Annotated in this window: 20 protein-coding genes and 1 pseudogene; 20 read left to right on the top strand and 1 reads right to left on the bottom strand. The window is 51.8% G+C overall.

The genetic code is table 11. The features are described 5' to 3' along the window. Positions 1-6 precede the first annotated feature (6 nt). The 18 genes and pseudogenes from IAG03_RS11855 (at position 7) to IAG03_RS11780 (ending at position 14,997) form a co-directional block, all read left to right on the top strand. A complete protein-coding gene (locus IAG03_RS11855; RefSeq protein ID WP_249320246.1) occupies positions 7-840 on the top strand; it encodes an immunoglobulin-like domain-containing protein in 834 nt (277 codons plus the stop codon). 172 nt (positions 841-1,012) lie between these two features. After that, the gene (locus IAG03_RS11850; RefSeq protein WP_249320245.1) at positions 1,013-1,684 is read left to right on the top strand and encodes a response regulator transcription factor; all 672 of its coding nucleotides are present in this window, start codon (positions 1,013-1,015) and stop codon (positions 1,682-1,684) included. Then, positions 1,684-2,685, top strand: a complete 1,002-nt coding sequence (locus IAG03_RS11845; protein WP_249320244.1) for a sensor histidine kinase — start codon at positions 1,684-1,686, stop codon at positions 2,683-2,685. The genes IAG03_RS11850 and IAG03_RS11845 overlap by 1 nt, the downstream gene beginning before the upstream one ends. Positions 2,686-2,955: 270 nt before the next feature. Continuing rightward, positions 2,956-3,639 (top strand): ABC transporter ATP-binding protein, encoded by a 684-nt coding sequence (locus IAG03_RS11840; RefSeq protein WP_249320243.1) that lies wholly within the window; start codon positions 2,956-2,958, stop codon positions 3,637-3,639. Continuing rightward, positions 3,636-6,362: an ABC transporter permease gene (locus IAG03_RS11835; protein WP_249320242.1), complete on the top strand. Its 2,727-nt coding sequence runs from the start codon at positions 3,636-3,638 to the stop codon at positions 6,360-6,362. The genes IAG03_RS11840 and IAG03_RS11835 overlap by 4 nt, the downstream gene beginning before the upstream one ends. A 13-nt stretch (positions 6,363-6,375) precedes the next feature. Further along, on the top strand, positions 6,376-6,873 hold the full coding sequence (locus tag IAG03_RS11830; protein WP_249320241.1) for a hypothetical protein: 498 nt from the start codon (positions 6,376-6,378) through the stop codon (positions 6,871-6,873). 212 nt (positions 6,874-7,085) lie between these two features. Further along, entirely contained in the window at positions 7,086-7,526 is a 441-nt protein-coding gene (locus IAG03_RS11825) for a VanZ family protein (protein WP_249320240.1), read from the top strand. Next, positions 7,483-7,617 (top strand): annotated as a pseudogene (locus IAG03_RS14605) (hypothetical protein); the annotation flags it as partial. The gene IAG03_RS11825 and the pseudogene IAG03_RS14605, both read left to right, overlap by 44 nt. Then, the gene (locus tag IAG03_RS11820) at positions 7,618-7,857 is read left to right on the top strand and encodes a P-loop NTPase family protein (protein WP_249320239.1); all 240 of its coding nucleotides are present in this window, start codon (positions 7,618-7,620) and stop codon (positions 7,855-7,857) included. It abuts the pseudogene before it with no gap. Positions 7,858-8,556: 699 nt separating this feature from the next. Beyond that, positions 8,557-8,724 (top strand): helix-turn-helix domain-containing protein, encoded by a 168-nt coding sequence (locus tag IAG03_RS14600; protein ID WP_430472460.1) that lies wholly within the window; start codon positions 8,557-8,559, stop codon positions 8,722-8,724. A 117-nt stretch (positions 8,725-8,841) separates the two neighbouring features. Further along, positions 8,842-9,984, top strand: a complete 1,143-nt coding sequence (locus tag IAG03_RS11815) for a DUF4317 domain-containing protein (RefSeq protein ID WP_249320238.1) — start codon at positions 8,842-8,844, stop codon at positions 9,982-9,984. A 30-nt stretch (positions 9,985-10,014) separates the two neighbouring features. After that, positions 10,015-10,425: a helix-turn-helix domain-containing protein gene (locus IAG03_RS14285; RefSeq protein ID WP_346726142.1), complete on the top strand. Its 411-nt coding sequence runs from the start codon at positions 10,015-10,017 to the stop codon at positions 10,423-10,425. 8 nt (positions 10,426-10,433) lie between these two features. Beyond that, complete coding sequence (locus IAG03_RS11805; RefSeq protein ID WP_249320236.1) at positions 10,434-10,637, top strand: hypothetical protein; 204 nt, start codon at positions 10,434-10,436, stop codon at positions 10,635-10,637. 288 nt (positions 10,638-10,925) lie between these two features. Continuing rightward, the gene (locus IAG03_RS11800; RefSeq protein ID WP_249320235.1) at positions 10,926-11,663 is read left to right on the top strand and encodes a hypothetical protein; all 738 of its coding nucleotides are present in this window, start codon (positions 10,926-10,928) and stop codon (positions 11,661-11,663) included. A 90-nt stretch (positions 11,664-11,753) separates the two neighbouring features. Continuing rightward, positions 11,754-12,455 carry a response regulator transcription factor gene (locus IAG03_RS11795; protein WP_249320234.1) on the top strand — a complete coding sequence of 234 codons (702 nt, stop codon included), beginning with the start codon at positions 11,754-11,756 and terminating at the stop codon, positions 12,453-12,455. Continuing rightward, positions 12,452-13,681: a sensor histidine kinase gene (locus IAG03_RS11790; protein ID WP_249320233.1), complete on the top strand. Its 1,230-nt coding sequence runs from the start codon at positions 12,452-12,454 to the stop codon at positions 13,679-13,681. Before IAG03_RS11795 ends, IAG03_RS11790 begins: the two co-directional genes overlap by 4 nt. Before the next feature lie 68 nt (positions 13,682-13,749). Next, positions 13,750-14,283: a cysteine hydrolase family protein gene (locus IAG03_RS11785; RefSeq protein ID WP_249320232.1), complete on the top strand. Its 534-nt coding sequence runs from the start codon at positions 13,750-13,752 to the stop codon at positions 14,281-14,283. A gap of 399 nt (positions 14,284-14,682) precedes the next feature. Beyond that, positions 14,683-14,997 carry a hypothetical protein gene (locus tag IAG03_RS11780; protein ID WP_249320231.1) on the top strand — a complete coding sequence of 105 codons (315 nt, stop codon included), beginning with the start codon at positions 14,683-14,685 and terminating at the stop codon, positions 14,995-14,997. A gap of 423 nt (positions 14,998-15,420) precedes the next feature. Here the strand turns inward: IAG03_RS11780 and IAG03_RS11775 are convergent, their stop codons facing one another. Next, entirely contained in the window at positions 15,421-16,539 is a 1,119-nt protein-coding gene (locus tag IAG03_RS11775) for a hypothetical protein (protein ID WP_249320230.1), read from the bottom strand. A 200-nt stretch (positions 16,540-16,739) separates the two neighbouring features. Between IAG03_RS11775 and IAG03_RS11770 the strand changes: the two genes are divergently transcribed. Together IAG03_RS11770 and IAG03_RS11765 are read left to right on the top strand one after the other, a co-directional pair. Next, positions 16,740-17,162, top strand: a complete 423-nt coding sequence (locus IAG03_RS11770; protein ID WP_249320229.1) for a GtrA family protein — start codon at positions 16,740-16,742, stop codon at positions 17,160-17,162. Positions 17,163-17,232: 70 nt separating this feature from the next. Next, complete coding sequence (locus IAG03_RS11765) at positions 17,233-18,609, top strand: glycine--tRNA ligase (protein ID WP_249320228.1); 1,377 nt, start codon at positions 17,233-17,235, stop codon at positions 18,607-18,609. The last annotated feature ends 121 nt before the right edge of the window (positions 18,610-18,730 follow it).

The following is an 18,730-nucleotide window of genomic DNA, read 5'->3' as shown; positions in this document are numbered from 1 at the left end:
TGCGCCATGATGAAACGAAAGGTTTCCGCGATATGGGTGGTCGTTCTTGCCATAATTGCCATTGCCGCATGTGCATTTGCAGCGGTGACATATTATCGCTGCGAGAAGCAGCCGGAGCCGCAATTTCCGGAGAACGAGCTGCTTCGCATTCTTGACGCGGGAAGCGATGCCGAGGGAGTGGGCTTTGAGGTCATGCGCATTGGCGGCGGAAGTGTGAATCTCCGGCTCGACTTGCGCTGGAAAAACGATTCCGGCAGGACGATTGCCTATGGGCTGGCGTTTGAGCTGTATCAAATGGATAACGGGGCATGGCAAAAGGTCACACCCGCACGGCAGGTTGATTATCCCGCCACCCAGTACAGCCTTCCCAGCGGCATGGACAATGAACTCTCCTATGACCTGACGGCTCCGTATCACCTGATAGCCGGGGAACGATACCGTTTCCAGGCAGAGTTTCAGTATGAAAACGGAACAGAGTATTCCGAGCCGATGGCAAACTGGGTAGAGTTTGAAGTAAAAATGAATCTGCCGTATAAGGAGGCACAGCCCTCCGACCAAATCACCGTACCGGAGCTTCAAGTGAATGTTATGCCCGGGTCAATGGGTGAAACAGATGAAATCACGGCATCCCCCTACGCCTTCTACTGGCAGTCCCCGGAACCAAACGAGGATGGAACGATGAGCTCCATCATTGGATGCGGGTATGAGATCGGCGAAGAGACCTCTCTGCCGGAGATCACGGCAGCCGGCGAGGGACTTGTTTCCCACAGAAAGCCAAACGAGATCTGGTTATTTTTCGAGGTGCAGCCGGATACAATGCGTCCCCCAAAACGGCGGTGATGTTGAGACAATCACAGGCATTCTTCCGTATGACGGAGGATATGCGTTCGATCTGAAAAGCGGCAGCTTTGTTTACCGTGTGATTGCAGAATGGGACGATGGCAACCGTGTGGAATATGGTTTCATCGGGAAGTGGTTGTGATCCCGCGGCAATCAGAATAAAGGACTGACTATGATAAAGATACTATTGGTAGAAGACGATATAATTATCGTTGCAAGTTTGAGCGAATATCTGAACAGCGAAGGGTATCTTGTGCGAAGTGTATCCGGGCAGACGGCGGCCATGAAGCTGCTTGCGGAGGAAAAGGCAGATCTTGTGCTGCTGGATGTGTCCCTGGCGGAGGGCAACGGCTTTGCGGCGTGCAGGGCGATCAAGGCCGAATTTGATATCCCTGTTATTTTCCTTACCGCGTCCGGCGATGAGTTCAGCACTGTTACGGGCTTCGATCTGGGTGCCGACGATTACATTCCAAAGCCGTTTCGCCCGCGAGAGCTTATCTCCCGCATCCGAAATGTGCTCCGGCTCACCGGCAGCATGGGCAAAACGGTGAAGCTCGGCGATGTGGTGGTGGACACCGAAAAAGGCACGGCAGTGAAGAACAACAGGGACCTGTTCCTCTCTGCACTGGAATACCGCATTCTGCTGTTTTTTATCAACAATCGGGGAATCGTGCTTACCCGTGAGCGGCTTCTTGACGCCATCTGGGATGTTGCCGGCGAGTATGTCAATGACAATACGCTGACGGTGTACATCAAGCGGCTGCGGGAGAAGATTGAGGATGATCCCACCGACCCGAAGATCATTCTGACGGTTCGCGGGACAGGATATAGGGTGGACGCATGATGAAGCTGCTGAAAAACAAAGAGGTGCGAAAGGCACTGCTGTGGCAGCTGCTGCTCTCCGCAGCCGCCTGCGCAGTCTGCTTTTTCTTCGACATTCGCGCCGGGCTGACAGCCGCAGGGCTTTCTCTGCTCCTCATGCTGGTCTTCTGCATCAGCACTTATAAGAGGTATCAGAGGATTTCTTCCCTTGCGGATGATATCAATCAGGTTCTGCACGGCGACAGTTCGATCGATTTTGACAGCTATTCAGAGGGTGAGCTGAGCATCCTTCACAGTGAGATCTATAAGATGACCATACGCCTGCGTGAGCAGCAGCAAACGCTGACAAGGGAAAAGGCGTATCTTGCCGATTCTATCGCAGATATCTCTCACCAGGTCCGCACGCCCCTGACCTCTATCAATCTGCTGATTGGACTGCTGTCGGAGCCGAAGCTGACCGACGCGCGCAGGCAGCAGCTTATCCATGAGCTCTACGAGCAGCTCTCCCGCATCGACTGGCTGATCACCACGCTGCTGAAGATCTCACGGCTGGATGCCGGCACAGTGCAGTTCAAGCAGGAGCAGGTCAGTCTGGAAGCGCTGCTCAAAAAGTCCTGTGTGACCCTGCTCATTCCCATGGAGCTGCGCGGGCAGGAGCTGCTCATCCATGCGGACGGAGATTTCCGGGGGAATTTCTCGTGGACCTGCGAGGCCATCGGCAATATTGTGAAGAACTGCATGGAACACACCCCCGAGGGCGGCAGGATTGAGATTGATGCAACCGAAAACGCCCTGTATTCCGAAATTATAATTAAGGACAGCGGCACGGGCATTTCTCCGGAGGATCTGCCCCGCATCTTTGAGCGTTTCTATAAGGGCAAGGATTCCGACGGTAAAAGCTTTGGGATCGGGCTTGCACTGTCGCGCATGATCATAACCGGTCAGGGTGGAACGGTGAAGGCAGAGAACCGCAAGCCCGCAGGAGCAATGTTTTCCATCCGCTTTTATAAGGGAACCGTCTGACCGGCGGCTCCCTTTTTACTAGGGTGTATCTGAAAACTCCCAACGCACCCGGACAGCGGGCCTTTTTGCGCAGTGCTGCGTCATTTTTCCTTGAAATACGACAGTATTCCTGCGAAAAATTGTCTTGCTCAACGCAAATATCCCTCGCTGCCGGTCACATCATGAGCTTTCAGATACACCCTAAGTGACGGATCCGTCACCCGGGAGTCACCGCTGTGTCACCTTGACAAAATAGAATGAGGGTGTAAAAAGTGAAAGGAGCATCCCGATATGGAGATCTTGAGAGTGGAAAACCTGACAAAGGTATATGGCAAGGGCGAGAATGAGGTGCGGGCGCTGGACGGCGTTTCCTTTTCGGTGGAGAAAGGAGCGTTTGTCGCCGTGATCGGCCCCTCCGGCTCAGGCAAATCCACTCTGCTTCACATCCTCGGCGGCGTAGACCGGCCTACAGGCGGGAAGGTATTTATGGACGGCAAGGATGTGTACGCGCAGAACGAGGAACAGCTTGCCATCTTCCGCCGCCGTCAGGTGGGACTGATCTATCAGTTTTACAATCTCATTCCGGTACTCAATGTAACGGAAAACATCACGCTCCCCGTGCTTATGGACGGGCAAAAGGTAAACCGGGAAAGGCTCTCCGAGCTGATGACCACCCTGAAGCTCACCGGCCGGGAGAACCACCTGCCGAATCAGCTCTCCGGCGGCCAGCAGCAGCGGGTGTCCATCGGCCGGGCGCTGATGAACGCACCCGCCGTGGTGCTCGCCGACGAGCCCACCGGAAATCTTGACTCCAAAAGCAGCCGGGAGATCGTGGAGCTGCTGAAGGTTTCCAACGAAAAATACGGGCAGACCCTCCTTGTCATCACCCACGACGAGAGCATCGCCCTGCAGGCGGATCGAATCCTTTCCATTGAGGACGGGAAAATCACCAGAGACGAGGTGATCCGCAGATGAATGTTTTCAACAAGGTAACCTTAGAGAGCCTGAAGAAAAACAGGACAAGAACCATCGTCACAATCATCGGCATTATGCTCTCGGCGGCGATGATCTGCGCGTCTACCACCTTTGTCTCCAGCATGCAGAACTTCGTGCTGCGGTGCGAGATCTACAGCAGCGGAGACTGGCACGGAGCGGTCTATGACGCCGCATACAAGGACTATGAGGACATCCGCGATTCCGGCAAGGTTTCCTCCGCCGCCTGTGTGCAGGTTCTGGGTTATGCGAAAATCGACAGCGCCAACGAGCGCAAGCCCTATCTGTATGTGCTTGGCGGCGATGCGGCGTCCGGCTATTTTGAGACAATGCCGGTGCATCTCCTTTTGGGAACGCTGCCGAAGGATTCCACGGAAATCATCCTGCCGGAGCACCTGACATCAAACGGCAAGGAGAATTATAAGCTCGGCGACACCGTCACGCTTGATGTGGGTGACAGAATGCTTGACGGCCGGAGGCTGGGACAAGGCACACCCGTCTATACCTATGACAGCGAAACGCAGGCGGAGGTTATGAGCGGCGAAAGGCTCGAAAACACCGAAGCAAAAACATACACGGTGGTCGGCATCTATGAAAGACCCGCCTTTGAGGACTACGCCGCGCCCGGGTACACGGCGCTTACAGCAGCGGACAGGAGTTTTGCCGATTCGTCTCCGATTCATTGTTATTTCAAGCTGCACAGGCCCGCAGAGGTATTTGACTTCATGAAGGAAATGGGCTATACGCAAGAGTATGGCTATGCCTACAATACGAAGGTCCTGCTGTATTCCGGCGCGACCCGCTTTGATTCCTTTCTTACCGCGTTTTACAGTCTTGCCGCCATCATTATTGCTCTGATTATGTTCGGCTCCGTATCGCTCATCTATAACGCATTCTCCATTTCCGTTTCGGAGCGGACAAGGCAGTTCGGCCTGCTTTCCTCCGTGGGCGCCACCGGAAAGCAGTTTCGGAGAATGGTGCTGTTTGAGGCGCTTGCGGTCAGCGCCGTCGGGATTCCCCTGGGCATCCTGGTGGGCATCGGCGGTATCGGCATAACGCTGCTTCTGATCGGAGACAAATTCTCATCCATCGTCCGTGCGGACATTCCCATGCGGATCTGTGTTTCGTGGCAGGCTGTCGTCATTGCTGCGGCCATCGCACTGGTCACGGTTCTGATCTCGGCATGGATACCGTCCAAGAGGGCAACCGGAGTTTCCGCCGTGGAGGCGATCCGCCAGAGCATGGACATCAAGGTAAGCGGCAGACGCGTCCGAACCTCAAAGCTTGCCTACAAGCTGTTCGGACTTCCCGGCGTCCTTGCCGGCAAGCACTATAAACGCAACCGGAAAAAATACAGAACCACCGTTGTCAGCCTCTTTATGAGCATCGTCCTCTTTGTTTCTGCGGCGGCGTTCACCGACTACATGATGGAATCCGCTGAGGGAGGGCTGGCCTCCGATCAATTCGACCTGATCTACGCGGCGGAGTCGGACGCTTCCGCCGCCATGACACCCGATGCGCTTCTGGAGCTGCTTTTATCCGAGCAGAATGTCACCGGCGGCACCTATACCAAGAAACAGTTTTTGCAGGGCGATATTTCCCGTGAATATGTCACGGCAATGTTTGCCGACCGTTTTGCCGACTTCGGCATGGATCGTGAGGACGCAGCGCCGAAGGATCTCAGCATCTCCGGTTATCTGTACTTCGTCGCGGACGCCGAGTTCAACAGGTTACTGGAAAAGTACAACCTGAAGGAAGCGGATTACTATAACCGGGACAAGCCCCTGGGCATTGCCCTGGATCGCAACATTGAGTTTGACCGCCGGCTTGAGAAGTATGTCACGCTGGATACGCTCAAGGGCGATGGGTGCGTGATCGAGGGGCTTTACTATGTAGAGATCGACGGATATTACAGAAAAGACAGCCGGATCGATGAGAACGGCAATAAGGTTGTCCTCTATCAAAACAGAGACAACGAGAACGACATCATCGAGCTGCCCTACGAGGAATCCTTTGCAAAATACACGCTGCGATCCGAAAAAACCATTGAGGAGGCTCCGTTCTTTGTCAGCCGCAGCACACCGGTGGCCATCAATATGATCTATCCGTACAGCATGCTGGAGAGCGTGGTTCCCGAGGCGGCGCTGAATCAATTCCGTAATACAGAGTGTTTCCTCACCTCGAGCAATCACACCGCGAGCTTTGAAAATCTGGCCACCGTGCTGACGGAAAACGGTCTTAGCAGCCGGCAGCTTTTCGACTACGCCGCAAACGCCGAAACGAACTGGAATGTCGTGACCGTTATCCGGGTATTTGCCTACGGCTTTATCGTGCTGATCTCCCTAATTGCCGCGGCCAATGTGTTCAATACGATCTCCACGAATATCAGCCTGCGCCGCCGGGAGTTTGCCATGCTGAAATCGGTGGGCATGACGCAGAAGGGCTTCCGCAGGATGATGAACTACGAGTGCCTGCTGTACAGCTCCAAGGCGCTGCTTCTCGGCCTGCCGGTGTCCTGCGGCATTACATATCTCATCTACCGCACAGTCACAACGGCCTATGAAACCTCCTTCCATCTGCCGTGGGCAGCTATCGGCATCGCCGTACTGAGCGTGTTTCTGGTCGTATTCGCCACCATGATGTACGCAATGAGGAAAGTGAAAAAGGACAATCCCATCGACGCCTTGAAAAACGAGAATCTGTAAGGAGGAAAAGAAAATGTACAACAATGGAGCAACCGCACATGGGAAACTCAACTTGAAATCCCTGCTGATCTGCTGGCTGATCATTCTCGGCGGATACCTTATGATCCGCATGGTCTTTCTTGTCTTCGGGCTGCAGCTGCACCTGACTGCTCAGGGAGTCTGCCTTGCGCTGCTGCCGTACTGCTTCGGGGCGCTGTTTCTGTGGAAGCGCTGCAAGGAGCGCAAGCCACTGTTTTATGCGCTTGGCATCCTTCTCCCGGCTGTTGTCGAGAAACTGGCGCTGTATTTCCTTGGGGCGTATCTATGCGGGATTAGTCCATTCCGTGTCACGGCGGTCATGGAGGCAATTGGAACGGCCGAACCGTATACGGTACTCTTTACACGGATGCCGATGCGGTATGCAGTCAATCTGCTGTTCTTTAACTGGATATACATTCTTTGCGGCATCGCCTTCTCTGCACTCTGCTTTTTGGGCTTGTCCCTCTTGCAAAAGCGGGCGGTGGACGCTTGATTCAATCGGCTGTGAGGATTCCCGCATTGGCGGCGTAATGTAGTTTCTGTCCGAATCAGAGGAGTAAGGGGACGAAAATGTACTTTCCAAGCAACATGAATTTTCAGTATTTCTTTTTTGCAACCTATCCGGGGTATTTCTTACAGATCCTCCCCTTTGCTCTGCTCGCGGGGATTGTATATCTGATCATTCAGCACCATAAGAGAAACGCAATGCCGCTGAGCAAAAGAATCTTCGGAGCTTTGTTCGTCAGCTACATGACAGGACTGGTGGGCCTTGTGCTTGCGCTGGATGTGATCGGTCATGTTTGGTACCAACTGCTTTATCATTTGGAGGATGACGGCTTTGGGATCCGTATGTTTGCGTGGAACTGCAATTTCGTGCCGGATTTCTTCACGCATATCAACTCGGAAAAGATTGCCAATGTGGTGGTTTTTCTGCCGTTCGGTATTCTGTACCCTTTGGCAAAGCCAGAGGCGACATGGAAGAAAACCCTGTTGTCCGGATTCCTGTGTATCGTGGGTATAGAGATCCTTCAGCCGTTTTTCGGCAGGGCGTTTGACATCAACGATATTATCCTTGATATGATTGGCGTCATGATATCCGCCACTGCCTTATTTCTTTCGAAGCAATACTTTAAGAAGCAAACATAAGCCTAGAATCCGGGAGATCGCGCAGAAACTGGATATCTCCGACAAGCTGAACCGCAAGGTGGGCAAATTGTCCGGTGGAGAGCGGCAACGGATGGCGATCGCCCGTGCGATCGTCTGTGACCAGCCGATCATTCTTGCGGACGAACCCACCGGCTCACTGGACGCGGCGAACAAAACGAATGTCATGGATATCCTTATGCGGTTCTGCAAGGAAAGCGGCATGACGCTGATTATTGTTACGCACGATCCTTCGATTGCCGAACGCTGCGACAGGATCGTTCAGATGGCGGATGGCCGCATTGAGGGAAACGGGAAGCCTGCAATGTGCTAAAAGAAAAAGCTGGCGGAAATTTCTGCCGCCAGCTAATCTTCACAACAATATTATTATATAAGGAATTTGTGGTATGGTCAACGGTTTCTACGGCAAATGTTTTCTTTTTGTAGTGATGCACAGAATCCTTTTAGGGATTCCATACAGATTCCCACCTTGCGTTTTGCCGTAATATATGCTATCCTTTAATTACAGAAAGGGTGAGTCGAATGACCTGAGAAGTACCCCCAGCCGTTGGAGCATGGGGAAGATGGCACCGATAAGAAGCTGTAATCGCCTAATGAAAGCCGTCATAAACGGTCGGATCATCGCACTGCGGTATTTTATAAGGAGGGCGCAAGTTCAACAGACATGTAAGTGGTGCCATGAATCTGAAGAAAGCGAGGTATAAAAATGATGTTAGATATCAAGAATGAGGGATAGCCCTTGACTGCAGCGAGATTCAAGCAGTCAAGGGCTATCTTCGTTATAAGGAAAATTGTGACGGCGGCGGTAACGCTGCTTATTTTTTTGCTCTCATTTCGCGTCACTCTGCCGAAACAGAATAGACGGGCAGTGTCCTCCTGTCGTTTATTGAATGGGATGTACTATTCCGGGCTTGCTTAGTGAAGGCACAATATGCTATACTGTACACTACATAAGAGATGTGAAGCAAATGGCCTTTGCAGATGCAATTCTGAAACTGCGTAGCGAACGGAGCTGTCCCAGACGCAGTTTGCCAAAGAGTTGGGCGTCAGCTATACTTCCGTAAACCGATGGGAAAACGGAAGGTCTCTTCCGACAAAAATGATGCTCCTCGTGATCCGCAGCTACTGTGAAGAACATCATTTGGAATTCTCCTGTGAAGAAGTTGACTGCCTATCGTAAGAAAACCGCCAGTCCAGTACTGGCATGGAAAGCCAAGCGCGGCAGGCATCCGGATGCACATCTGAACTGCGATGGTGTTTTCCGACAACAATCCTAACGAAAGGTCTGACAAAACCAATGAATCAAAAAGAAGTCAATGAACTGCGTCGCCGTTGGAAGCCCGATAAGAATGCCGTCAGCCGTATTTACGGCTGTTTTGTCAACAGCAACCGTGAAATTATTGCAGATTTGGACGAGTCTCTTGGCATGATGCCGCAGGAGGAAGCTGAAAAATACCTTAGTCTGCTGAAAAAGACACTGTCGGGAACACTGGGGAAAAACCTGATAGATATCGTGTTTTCCACACAGCAGGTTATGGACGGCGAAGAGCATAAGCTGTTAATGGAACTGCGCGCATCCGATATGCGGGATAATCAGATCCGCCAGACTTTTTATCAGAAGGTCATTCAATCGCTGGATATGGGAGAGAGCAGCTATCTGCTGCTTTTGGCAAACGACCGCTATGATGTGCCCCGTCGGAGTCGGGATGCCCTGTGTACCGAGGACTCAGACGAGGTGTTTTCCTATATTCTGTGTGCGGTCTGCCCGGTTAAAACGGGAAAAACGGAATTGGGCTACTTCTCCGGAGATAACGAGTTTCATTGTGCCGCCAGTCAAACTGTCGCTGTGCCGGAGCTGGGCTTCCTGTTCCCGGCCTTTGATGACCGCAATACCAACATTTATAATGCCCTGTTCTACTCTCGCAAAGCCGGAGAATTGCACCACGAGTTCATTGATGCAGTATTCCATACCGATTTGCCTATGTCGGCCGCAGAACAAAGAGAAGCCTTTGAAGCTGCCTTGTCGGATGCGTTAGGAGGTTCTTGCAGCCTGAACATCATGCAGGCTGTCCATGAGCAGCTCACCGCAATGATTGAAGCACATCAGGAAGCAAAAAATCCTGAAACTCTTACGGTCAGCACCGTTGAGGTAAGTAAGATTCTACTGGACTGCGGTGCCTCAGAGGAGCAGGCGGAATCTTTTCAGACAGCTTGTGGAGAGTGGTTTGGCAAAGGAGCCGTTCTCAATCCGCTCAATCTGATTGACACAAAGAAAGTGGAACTCAAAACGGAGAGAATCTCGCTCTCTATCGATCCGGAATACAGTCATCTTGTAGAGGCAAAGGTCATCGATGGGCGAAAGGTGTTGATTGTTCCTGTGGAGGATCAGTTAGAATTCAATGGAGTTGCCGTTGCTGTCAACGCCAATGATGAAAATTGAAAACGCATACTGCTAAACGAAACCTCGGCAGTGCGTCAAAGGGGTGCTCTTACGGCACGGCGATATAGATTAGCAAGAAAACAGAAAAATATTGCGCTTACAGCGGCAGCCAAAATGTCGGGAGTTTCGCAGCCGACATTAAGTGCGTGGGAGGGAGAAAGGAAGAATCCCTCTGTGGACTCCCTAATTCAAATGTCCGAGCTTTACGGTGTGAGTGTGGATTATCTTCCGGGACTCCCGGAAGCTCGATATCATCGGGCAGATTTGATCCAGCCGGTTCCAGTGGAAATTTTGCCGGTTTTTCATGAGATGCCTGTCTTTTCAAACCGATATGGCCGGGCGATGGTAGATACAATAGAAGGAGAACTGCTTTTTGCAAACGGTATACGGATGCCGCCGAAGTGTACGCTTTGCCGCAGGCTTTTACAGCAACCGGTATAGTAACAGATATGCCGCTGCGAAAGAACGATATTGCCGGATACGACACCATATGGGTTGAGCCGATTTCCACGGATATTAGCCTGCGAAATGAGCTTCGCGGTTGGTATCATGTGAAGAAACGTTTTGTGGAAAATGAGGTGGGACAGCGGTTCGAATTTGATTTCTATGGCGCAAAATGGCTTGCCTTCGCAAACGGGCCGGGGAACGTATGAACGGGTTTCCCTGAAAGGAGTGCATCCAAAGAATAAAGCGCAGGTTCTTTTTATGTCCCAAGCCAATGCAGAATGAACTTGCTCTTTGCATTTAATATGCATCGAACGTCTGCCACATATGTCCTGACTACCGCTTTGATGCGCGCTGAGCTATTCAGCACAGAGGTTGTTGCACTTTTGTGACACTTTCCCTGCACTTTTGCGGGGGAATTTCGATGCCGCTTCTGGTATGATGTAGACAAGGTTGATAAACAACCCCAAATACTTCGAAAAGGAGCGTAACATACCATGAAGAAGAAAACAGTCTGGAGTCTTGTATTGGCCCTTGCATTGATGGTATCAGCCATTGGGGCATCGACCACCGCCTTTGCGGCCACCTCTGACACGGCAGAGCCTGCAACTGCCATCGCAACGGAAAATGAGGACGCAATTTGGGAGCAGATCGAGGTGGTGGAGGAAAAGAGCGACGCCATCTTCCAGAGAAACGCAGCGCTGTGGGAAAAGCTGGACGAAATCTGCAACGCCCTGCCTGACGACTACGACTTCACAAACTTTGACGAGGCAGCGTTTATCCGCAGCACCAATGCTCTGACGGAAGCGGAGAAGGAAACGCTTCTGGCGGACATCAAGGAGCTGAACGGCCTTGACGCTGAGATGGAGGCGCTGTATGCGCAGTTGCCCGACTGCGACAATATGCCGCTTTACGAGAAGGCACTGGAAAAGGCCGACCCCAAGGTGCTGGATGAGATCGACACCCTGGAGCAGGAGTATGACCGCGTCTGCGAAAAGCACGCCGACCTGTGGGACAAGGTAGATGAAGCGTACTTCAACCTGCCGGATGACTACGACTTCGACAACTACGATGAGGCCGCCTTCATCCGCAGCCTGAGCTTCCTGTCTGATGCGGAAAAGGACGCGCTGATCGCCGACTACAACCGTCTTACGGAGATCGACAGCCGGCTGTGCGAGCTGTACAATTCCATCTGGGGCAACACCGGCTGCGAAAGCGGCATCTGCCCCTTTTGACGGAAAGGTGATATTCTGATAGTATAAAATCAACATCGTGCCGATGCTGCGCCCACGCGCAGCATTTGGCGCTGCTTTCAAGGAGGACGCATGGGACATTCCATCTATCTGGCTGATGATGAAAAAAGCATACGAGAGTTGCTGCATAGCTTTCTTACAAGCGATGGATACACCGTGCGCTCCTTTGAAAGCGGAGACGCACTGCTGGAGGCGTTTCAGCAGGAGCCTGCGGATCTGGTGATTCTGGACATCATGATGCCCGGCACGGATGGACTTGCAGTGTGCAGAGAGCTGCGCACCGTTTCCGATATTCCCATCATCCTGCTTACGGCCAAGGACAGCGAGCTGGACTATGTTATGGGCATCAGCCAGGGCAGCGACGACTATCTCACGAAGCCCTTTCGCCCCACGATCCTGCTGATGAAGGTCAAGGCGCTGCTGCGCCGTGTGGAGATGGATCATGGGAAGGCCGCAGCGGCAGACGGCGAGCTGTGCTATGGGGACATCCGCTATTCCGCCACGGAAAATGCCGTCTTTTGCGGAACTGTGCCGGTAGGGCTGACTCAGACCGAACTGCGGCTGCTCAGCTATATGATGAAACAGCCGGAGAAGGCCTACTCCCGAGAGGAGCTGCTCAACGCGGTATGGGGTTTCAACTCGGAGGTAGAGACCCGCGTGACCGACGAAACGCTGCGCCGTATCCGAAAAAAGCTGCTGCAGGCGGGTAGTCGGGTCAGCGTGACCACGATATGGGGCTTCGGGTATAAGCTGAATGAGGCGGGAAGCGTATGAAAAACATCAAACAGCGGATCGTGTATCTGATCCTCGGCTCGGCTCTGCTGCTCTTTGCACTGTTTATGCTGGCGGTGAACCTCATTATACCTGCACACTTTGTGCGTGAGGCAAAAAAGGCGCTCATCAGCGAGGCACAGTACCAGAACCGCGCCATCCCCTATACCGGCGATGAATCCTTTTTTGACGATGAATGGAATGACGCGGAGGAGCACTTCCTTACGCCAAGCATCGTTTTTTTAGAGCTGGATAATACCAATCAATCAAGCGGTTGGAACAGGGACGCATATCGCCTGGAGAAAAAACTGCTGGAATACTGCAAGGGGCGGGATCTATCGCTCAACCAATGCTATACCTTCAAAACGGACAGGCATCACCTGATATTCATGTCCGTGCAGGAGGAGCAGGACGATTGGGAAAAGCCGTACTCCTACATCATGTACATAGACATCGGCCCGATCACGCGCTATATCGTAACGCTGAATTGGGTATTCTTCGCGGTGCTGCTTGCAATCTCCTCTATCATGTGCTTGCTGGGTTTCCGGTTTGGACGGGATATTGAAAACGAGGAAAAACGGCAGCAGACCTTCTTCCAGAACGCCTCCCACGAGCTGAAAACGCCGCTCATGGCGATACAGGGCTATGCGGAAGGCATACAGGCGGGCGTGATGGATGCAGGCACTTCTGCGGAGGTAATTTTAACAGAAAGCGACCGTATGGCAGAACTGGTGGATGAGCTTCTGGATATCTCGAAAATCGATATGGGCGGGCAGCAGCTTATGCTTTCCGAGGTAGATCTTCGGGAACTGCTCTACGACAGCCTTCGCACCGTAGAGCCGACTGCCACACAGTGCAGCATCGCCATTGTGCCAGATTTCCCTGAAGAACCCGTCATGATCAAATGTGACGACACACAGATGCGCAGGGCGGTTACAAATATACTGACCAACGGTCTGCGGTACGCCAACAGCGAGCTCCGTCTGACCTGCCGCCACGACAAGCGGAATGTAACGATCCGGATACAGGACGACGGGGACGGCATTGCCGCGGAAGACCTGCCCCACATCTTTGACCGTTTTTACATGGGGCGGAGCGGAAAATCCGGCATCGGTCTTGCTCTGACGAAGGAGATTATTCAACTGCATAAAGGGGAAATCCACGCTTACAACTGGGATAGTGGTGCTGTATTTGAGATAACGCTCCCGATTGCAAAATATCCCATATAAGCGGAGCGGAATTTCAAACCGCACCACACCCTCCAATAGGGATGTCATATGGAGAAAGGAGATTCAGAATGAAAAAGGCTCTGATCGTTGTAGATATGCAAAAGGATTTCGTGGACGGTGCACTGGGCTCCCCCGCAGCGGCAGCTATTGTTCCTGTGGCGGCAGAGAAGATTCGGGAATTTGATGGGGATACCATTCTGGTGACGCTGGACACCCATGACACAAACTATCCGCAAACGCTGGAGGGGCAGAAGCTGCCCATATCCCACTGCATCAAGGGTACACCTGGACATGCGCTGAACCAGGATGTTCAGATGGCGCTGGATGGAAAAACCTATATTCTTGTGGAAAAACACACATTTGGATCTTTTGAAGTTCCGAAGATTCTTACAGAGAAATACCCAGGAGAAACTCTGGAATTGGAGCTTCTCGGCCTGTGTACGGATATCTGTGTGATCTCCAATGCACTGATTCTCCGTGCGGCGTTCCCGGACGCAAAAATTACTGTGGCTGCCCGATGCTGTGCCGGTGTGACCGAAGAAACACATCGGGCAGCTCTCGCTGCAATGAAATGCTGCCAGATCGATGTGGATGAAGCGTAAGACGGCGTAAAAAGGCCGGTGTATTTCTCAAGGTTTTACTTGCGAAATGGTAGAATCCCTGCTATAATATTTATGTAAGTTTCAGAATTGCCACCGAGCAATCACAGTGAATGAGTAACACAGTGCCTGAGGATGAAAGTCTTCAGGCGCTTTTTTGTTTCTTCTGCCTCTCACAAACAGAGGCACAGACAGGGACGGCGGGGAGTGTGTGCTCCTCCCTGTCTACAATTTCATAACTGGGATCCCCGGATCCAAAAGCGTTCAGAGTACTTCGGTCCTTTGAACGCTTTTTCTATATAGATCGGAGCCTAACCGCTCCCTTACTCTTTATTCCGGGGAGCCTTTCGGCATACCCGTTCAGATAGATCTCACATGCAGAGATGCAGAAAGGAAATGCCTATGGAAGACGATTATATGACGGTGATCATCCCGTGTATTGCGGAGATTGCCGCCTCAGATACGCCTGAACGAGTCAAAAAGCTCCGCCTTGGAGCCGTTAGCGATTTTTGGCGGTATCTGCATTATTACCGGCAGCTTGGCTATCTGCCGAAACTGCTCTATGCCATTGCGGACAAGAAATGCCGGATGATAGGTTCCGCCACAACCAAGGCGGAGGTGCAAAAGCTGATCCGGCCCAATTGTCCGCACTATGACAGCCGGATTTATCCCGGATGCTTACAGTGTCCCGGAGGAAGAACTCATCTGTTGGAGTGAAACATCCCTGAAGGGGCCTCTGACCGCAGAGGTCTTTCAGCGGTATATGGAGCTTTTTAAGCAGGTGCTTCCGGAGGAAAGCCGCAGACTCGCGTTGTGAGGTGATGCAGATGGATAACATCGGGAATACCGAGCATGCGTTGACCTTTGCGGCTCTGCGTGTTCACTACTATACCGGACGGAGCTGCCTTATTTCCGGTGAAGGCCGGAATAAGGTGTTTGGCTATCGGCACGGTGTGATGACCGATATCGGAGATCTAACGGAAGACGAATGGGCTCGGCTTGCAAAGCGGTTGATTGAACAGGCCGGTGAGCAGGAACTGTATGCTGAAATCTATGAAAGAAAACAAAATATGCAATCAACGCGATGCGGAGGAGCCGGTTTAATCGTACAAAAAACAAAAATCAGGGGAAACTGGATTTTCAGCTGCGTATTTTTTCAGAATATGCCCGGCTTGCCGATTCGAATTGTGAGACAATGGAGTGCTGGAGAACGTCCGCTTTTTCCCAATTCATGGCGGGAATATAGAAGGATTCCATCTGGTCATGCAGCAATTTTGCTGATTTTGCGGCAGAAATGGCTTCCTGCAGGAAAAGCTTTGCGGTGCGCCGATAAAAAGCCATGGTTTGTTTGCGCGCGCGCATCGCGTGCAGATCTGTAAAACGTGCTGCGTGAATTCGCCGGAAGACCGGTGCGTCGAGCCGATGCCAACGATTTGCGGTGGTAAAACCGAGATGTAAAGAGGGAATCAAGAGGTGCTCTAATTTCTTTTGCGGATTGAGCGGACAGGCGCAAGTGATGATGGGATACCCCGCCTGAAGCGCCTTTTCCCGGATTACGGAGAGAAAGACACCGGAGGCCGCGCCGGTTTCGTCCTCAATGGAATAAATGGTGTCACAGAGAGACGGGATGGTTTTTTCGAAAAAGACATGGCCTTCCGGTGTGACGGCACTTAAAAACCGGCGGGTTTCCGTTCCCGGGACGGCGGACTTTCGCCCGAACGTAAACGCCGCAATCCGATCAGCAGTATGGACAATTTTTGAAAAGTCGGTATATTCGGCGGCAATCTGCGCAGTTTCATTTAGGAAGACCGACGCTCCGCGGAGCAGGCTCCGGCAACGGGCATGCATAGCAGAGCAGGCATCTGTCAGACGGATGATTTCGGCAGCATCGCTGCGGAGAAGAGCCGAACGCATGCAGGCGCACAGATCAACAGTTTCTTCCCCGGCGCCCCAATAGCGCGGTTCCATGATGTGCGGAGCAGTGGCATCCAGGATGCAGAGCTTGAGGCGCGGACAGCGAAGACCGTCTAGTGAATTCGGGTCGGAGGAGCAACAGATGGCTTCTACCGGTTCCTCTAGAGCCACCATTGCGTGCAAGACAGCACGGATCAGCGTATTTTTTCCTGTACCGGGTCCGCTTTTGATCAGAAAGGCGTGCCATCCGGATTTTGCATCGTAGAGGTCGTCGAGATATCCGACAAAGCCGGAGGGCGTGTTGGCGCCGAGAAAGAAGCTGACAGGTTGGGTTTGTTCAAACATCAGAAAAGTCCTCCCATTCATCAAGACTGTCGGCAGGGAATGTATTTTGCCCCTGCTTCTACGCAAAAAATTCCTATAATTCATAGTATTCCGGTACAAATAAAGCGTTCCGGTGCCGGAAAGCAGGGTTTTCAAAACTTTTTCTTGCACAGACTTCTATAGAATGGTAAACTATACTATTGATAGCAGGAGGTGACCGGATGGAACGGCTGCGGACGATTTTTAAGAAACTCGTGAACCGGGAAACCATCTTATATGTGGTATTCGGCGTGCTGACAACGCTGATCAATCTTGCGGTTTTTGCCCTTTGCAGCAGGCTCTCCATCGCGTGGGAACTGGGAAACGGGATAGCCTGGATCGTTTCGGTTCTCTTTGCGTTTATCACCAACAAACTGTTTGTGTTTGAAAGCAAAAGCTTTCGGTTTGGAATCTTTTTGCGGGAACTGCTTTCTTTTTTTGCAGCCCGACTGTTTTCTCTCGCGGTGGAATATGCGGGACTATGGCTGCTGATTGATGTGCTTGGATGGAAAGAAATGCTCGCCAAGATCCTTATGAATATCGTGGTGATCATTCTGAATTATCTTTTGAGCAAGCTGCTGATTTTCAAAAAGCAGGCAGGGTAACGGAAAAATACCCGGGGCGGATTTGCCTGGGGAATCAGCATATAAAAACAAGAGACGGAGGAAAAGAACTATGTTGGCAACAGAAAAATCCATGGATCAAATTGTCGCGCTGTGTAAGGGACGCGGATTCGTGTATCCCGGCTCGGAGATTTACGGCGGACTCTCCAATACGTGGGATTACGGTCCGCTCGGTGTGGAATTCAAAAATAATGTCAAGCGTGCATGGCACAAAAAGTTTGTACAGGAAAGCCCATACAATGTTGGCCTCGATGCGGCGATTCTGATGAATCCGCAAACCTGGGTGGCATCCGGCCACGTCGGCGGCTTTTCGGATCCGCTGATGGACTGCAAAGACTGCAAAGCCCGGCATCGCGCGGATAAACTCATTGAGGACGCGGATGGCGTTACGGCGGACGGATGGTCCAACGAAGAAATGTTCCAGTACATCAAAGAGCATAACATCAAATGCCCGGCTTGCGGCAGCACAAACTTTACAGAGATCCGGAAATTCAACTTGATGTTTAAAACATTCCAGGGTGTTACAGAGGATTCGAAAAGTGAATTGTTCCTCCGTCCGGAAACAGCGCAGGGCATCTTTGTCAACTTCGCAAATATTCAGCGTACCACACGGAAGAAGATTCCGTTCGGTGTTGCACAAATCGGAAAGAGCTTCCGCAATGAGATTACGCCGGGCAACTTTACGTTCCGTACGCGTGAGTTTGAACAGATGGAACTGGAATTCTTCTGCAAACCGGATACAGATCTCGATTGGTTCTATTATTGGAAAGATTTCTGCAAAAACTGGCTCTTGTCGCTCGGCATGAAGGAAGAAAATATGCGTCTGCGCGATCATTCTGCCGAAGAGCTCTCCTTCTATTCCAAGGCGACAACGGATATTGAATTCTTGTTCCCGTTTGGTTGGGGTGAACTTTGGGGAATTGCAGACCGTACCGATTACGATCTGACCCAGCACATCAAACATTCCGGCAAGGCGCTGGATTATTTTGACCAGGAAGCAAACGAACGGTATGTCCCGTATGTCGTCGAGCCATCCTTGGGTGCTGACCGCGTTGCACTGGCGTTCCTGTGTGATGCTTACGATGAGGAAAAAGTAAGCGAAAATGATACCCGTGTGGTACTGCATCTCCATCCGTATTTGGCGCCGTACAAAGCGGCGGTTCTTCCGCTTTCCAAGAAGCTGGGAGAAAAAGCGCAGGCAGTTTATCAGACGCTTGCCAAACGGTTTATGGTCGAGTACGACGAGTCCGGTTCCATCGGCAAACGGTATCGCCGTCAGGATGAAATCGGAACGCCGTTCTGCATCACGTATGATTTCGACAGCGAGACTGATGGCTGTGTCACGGTTCGCGACCGCGATACCATGCAGCAGGAGCGCGTTGCAATCGAGAAGCTGGTCGATTACATCGCAGAAAAAGTAGATTTCTAAATTTCCCAATAAAAAAGATCCCGTTCAGAAGCAGCTGCTTCTAAACGGGATTTTTGCATATCAGAAATTGATTTTTGACTGGATTCCGAACGGCAGGCGTTGCAAATACCGGGAAGCCTGA

Origin of the sequence: Yeguia hominis (assembly GCF_014384705.1) — a bacterium.
GTDB classification, from domain to species: Bacteria; Bacillota; Clostridia; order Oscillospirales; family Acutalibacteraceae; genus Yeguia; species Yeguia hominis.
Note: the sequence above shows the minus strand (reverse complement) of the source record. Positions and strands in the feature narration are given on the sequence as shown.

Excerpts from the sequence above, each read along its gene's own strand:
- IAG03_RS11800 (WP_249320235.1), top strand. The coding sequence starts at position 10,926 with ATGAAGAAGAAAACAGTCTGGAGTCTTGTATTGGCCCTTGCATTGATG.
- IAG03_RS11840 (WP_249320243.1), top strand. The coding sequence starts at position 2,956 with ATGGAGATCTTGAGAGTGGAAAACCTGACAAAGGTATATGGCAAGGGC.
- IAG03_RS11830 (WP_249320241.1), top strand. The coding sequence starts at position 6,376 with ATGTACAACAATGGAGCAACCGCACATGGGAAACTCAACTTGAAATCC.
- IAG03_RS11770 (WP_249320229.1), top strand. The coding sequence starts at position 16,740 with ATGGAACGGCTGCGGACGATTTTTAAGAAACTCGTGAACCGGGAAACC.
- IAG03_RS11825 (WP_249320240.1), top strand. The coding sequence starts at position 7,086 with ATGCCGCTGAGCAAAAGAATCTTCGGAGCTTTGTTCGTCAGCTACATG.
- IAG03_RS11780 (WP_249320231.1), top strand. The coding sequence starts at position 14,683 with ATGGAAGACGATTATATGACGGTGATCATCCCGTGTATTGCGGAGATT.
- IAG03_RS11785 (WP_249320232.1), top strand. The coding sequence starts at position 13,750 with ATGAAAAAGGCTCTGATCGTTGTAGATATGCAAAAGGATTTCGTGGAC.
- IAG03_RS11835 (WP_249320242.1), top strand. The coding sequence starts at position 3,636 with ATGAATGTTTTCAACAAGGTAACCTTAGAGAGCCTGAAGAAAAACAGG.
- IAG03_RS11795 (WP_249320234.1), top strand. The coding sequence starts at position 11,754 with ATGGGACATTCCATCTATCTGGCTGATGATGAAAAAAGCATACGAGAG.
- IAG03_RS11775 (WP_249320230.1), bottom strand. The coding sequence starts at position 16,539 with ATGTTTGAACAAACCCAACCTGTCAGCTTCTTTCTCGGCGCCAACACG.
- IAG03_RS11790 (WP_249320233.1), top strand. The coding sequence starts at position 12,452 with ATGAAAAACATCAAACAGCGGATCGTGTATCTGATCCTCGGCTCGGCT.
- IAG03_RS11815 (WP_249320238.1), top strand. The coding sequence starts at position 8,842 with ATGAATCAAAAAGAAGTCAATGAACTGCGTCGCCGTTGGAAGCCCGAT.
- IAG03_RS11845 (WP_249320244.1), top strand. The coding sequence starts at position 1,684 with ATGAAGCTGCTGAAAAACAAAGAGGTGCGAAAGGCACTGCTGTGGCAG.
- IAG03_RS11820 (WP_249320239.1), top strand. The coding sequence starts at position 7,618 with ATGGCGATCGCCCGTGCGATCGTCTGTGACCAGCCGATCATTCTTGCG.
- IAG03_RS11805 (WP_249320236.1), top strand. The coding sequence starts at position 10,434 with ATGCCGCTGCGAAAGAACGATATTGCCGGATACGACACCATATGGGTT.
- IAG03_RS11765 (WP_249320228.1), top strand. The coding sequence starts at position 17,233 with ATGTTGGCAACAGAAAAATCCATGGATCAAATTGTCGCGCTGTGTAAG.
- IAG03_RS11850 (WP_249320245.1), top strand. The coding sequence starts at position 1,013 with ATGATAAAGATACTATTGGTAGAAGACGATATAATTATCGTTGCAAGT.
- IAG03_RS11855 (WP_249320246.1), top strand. The coding sequence starts at position 7 with ATGATGAAACGAAAGGTTTCCGCGATATGGGTGGTCGTTCTTGCCATA.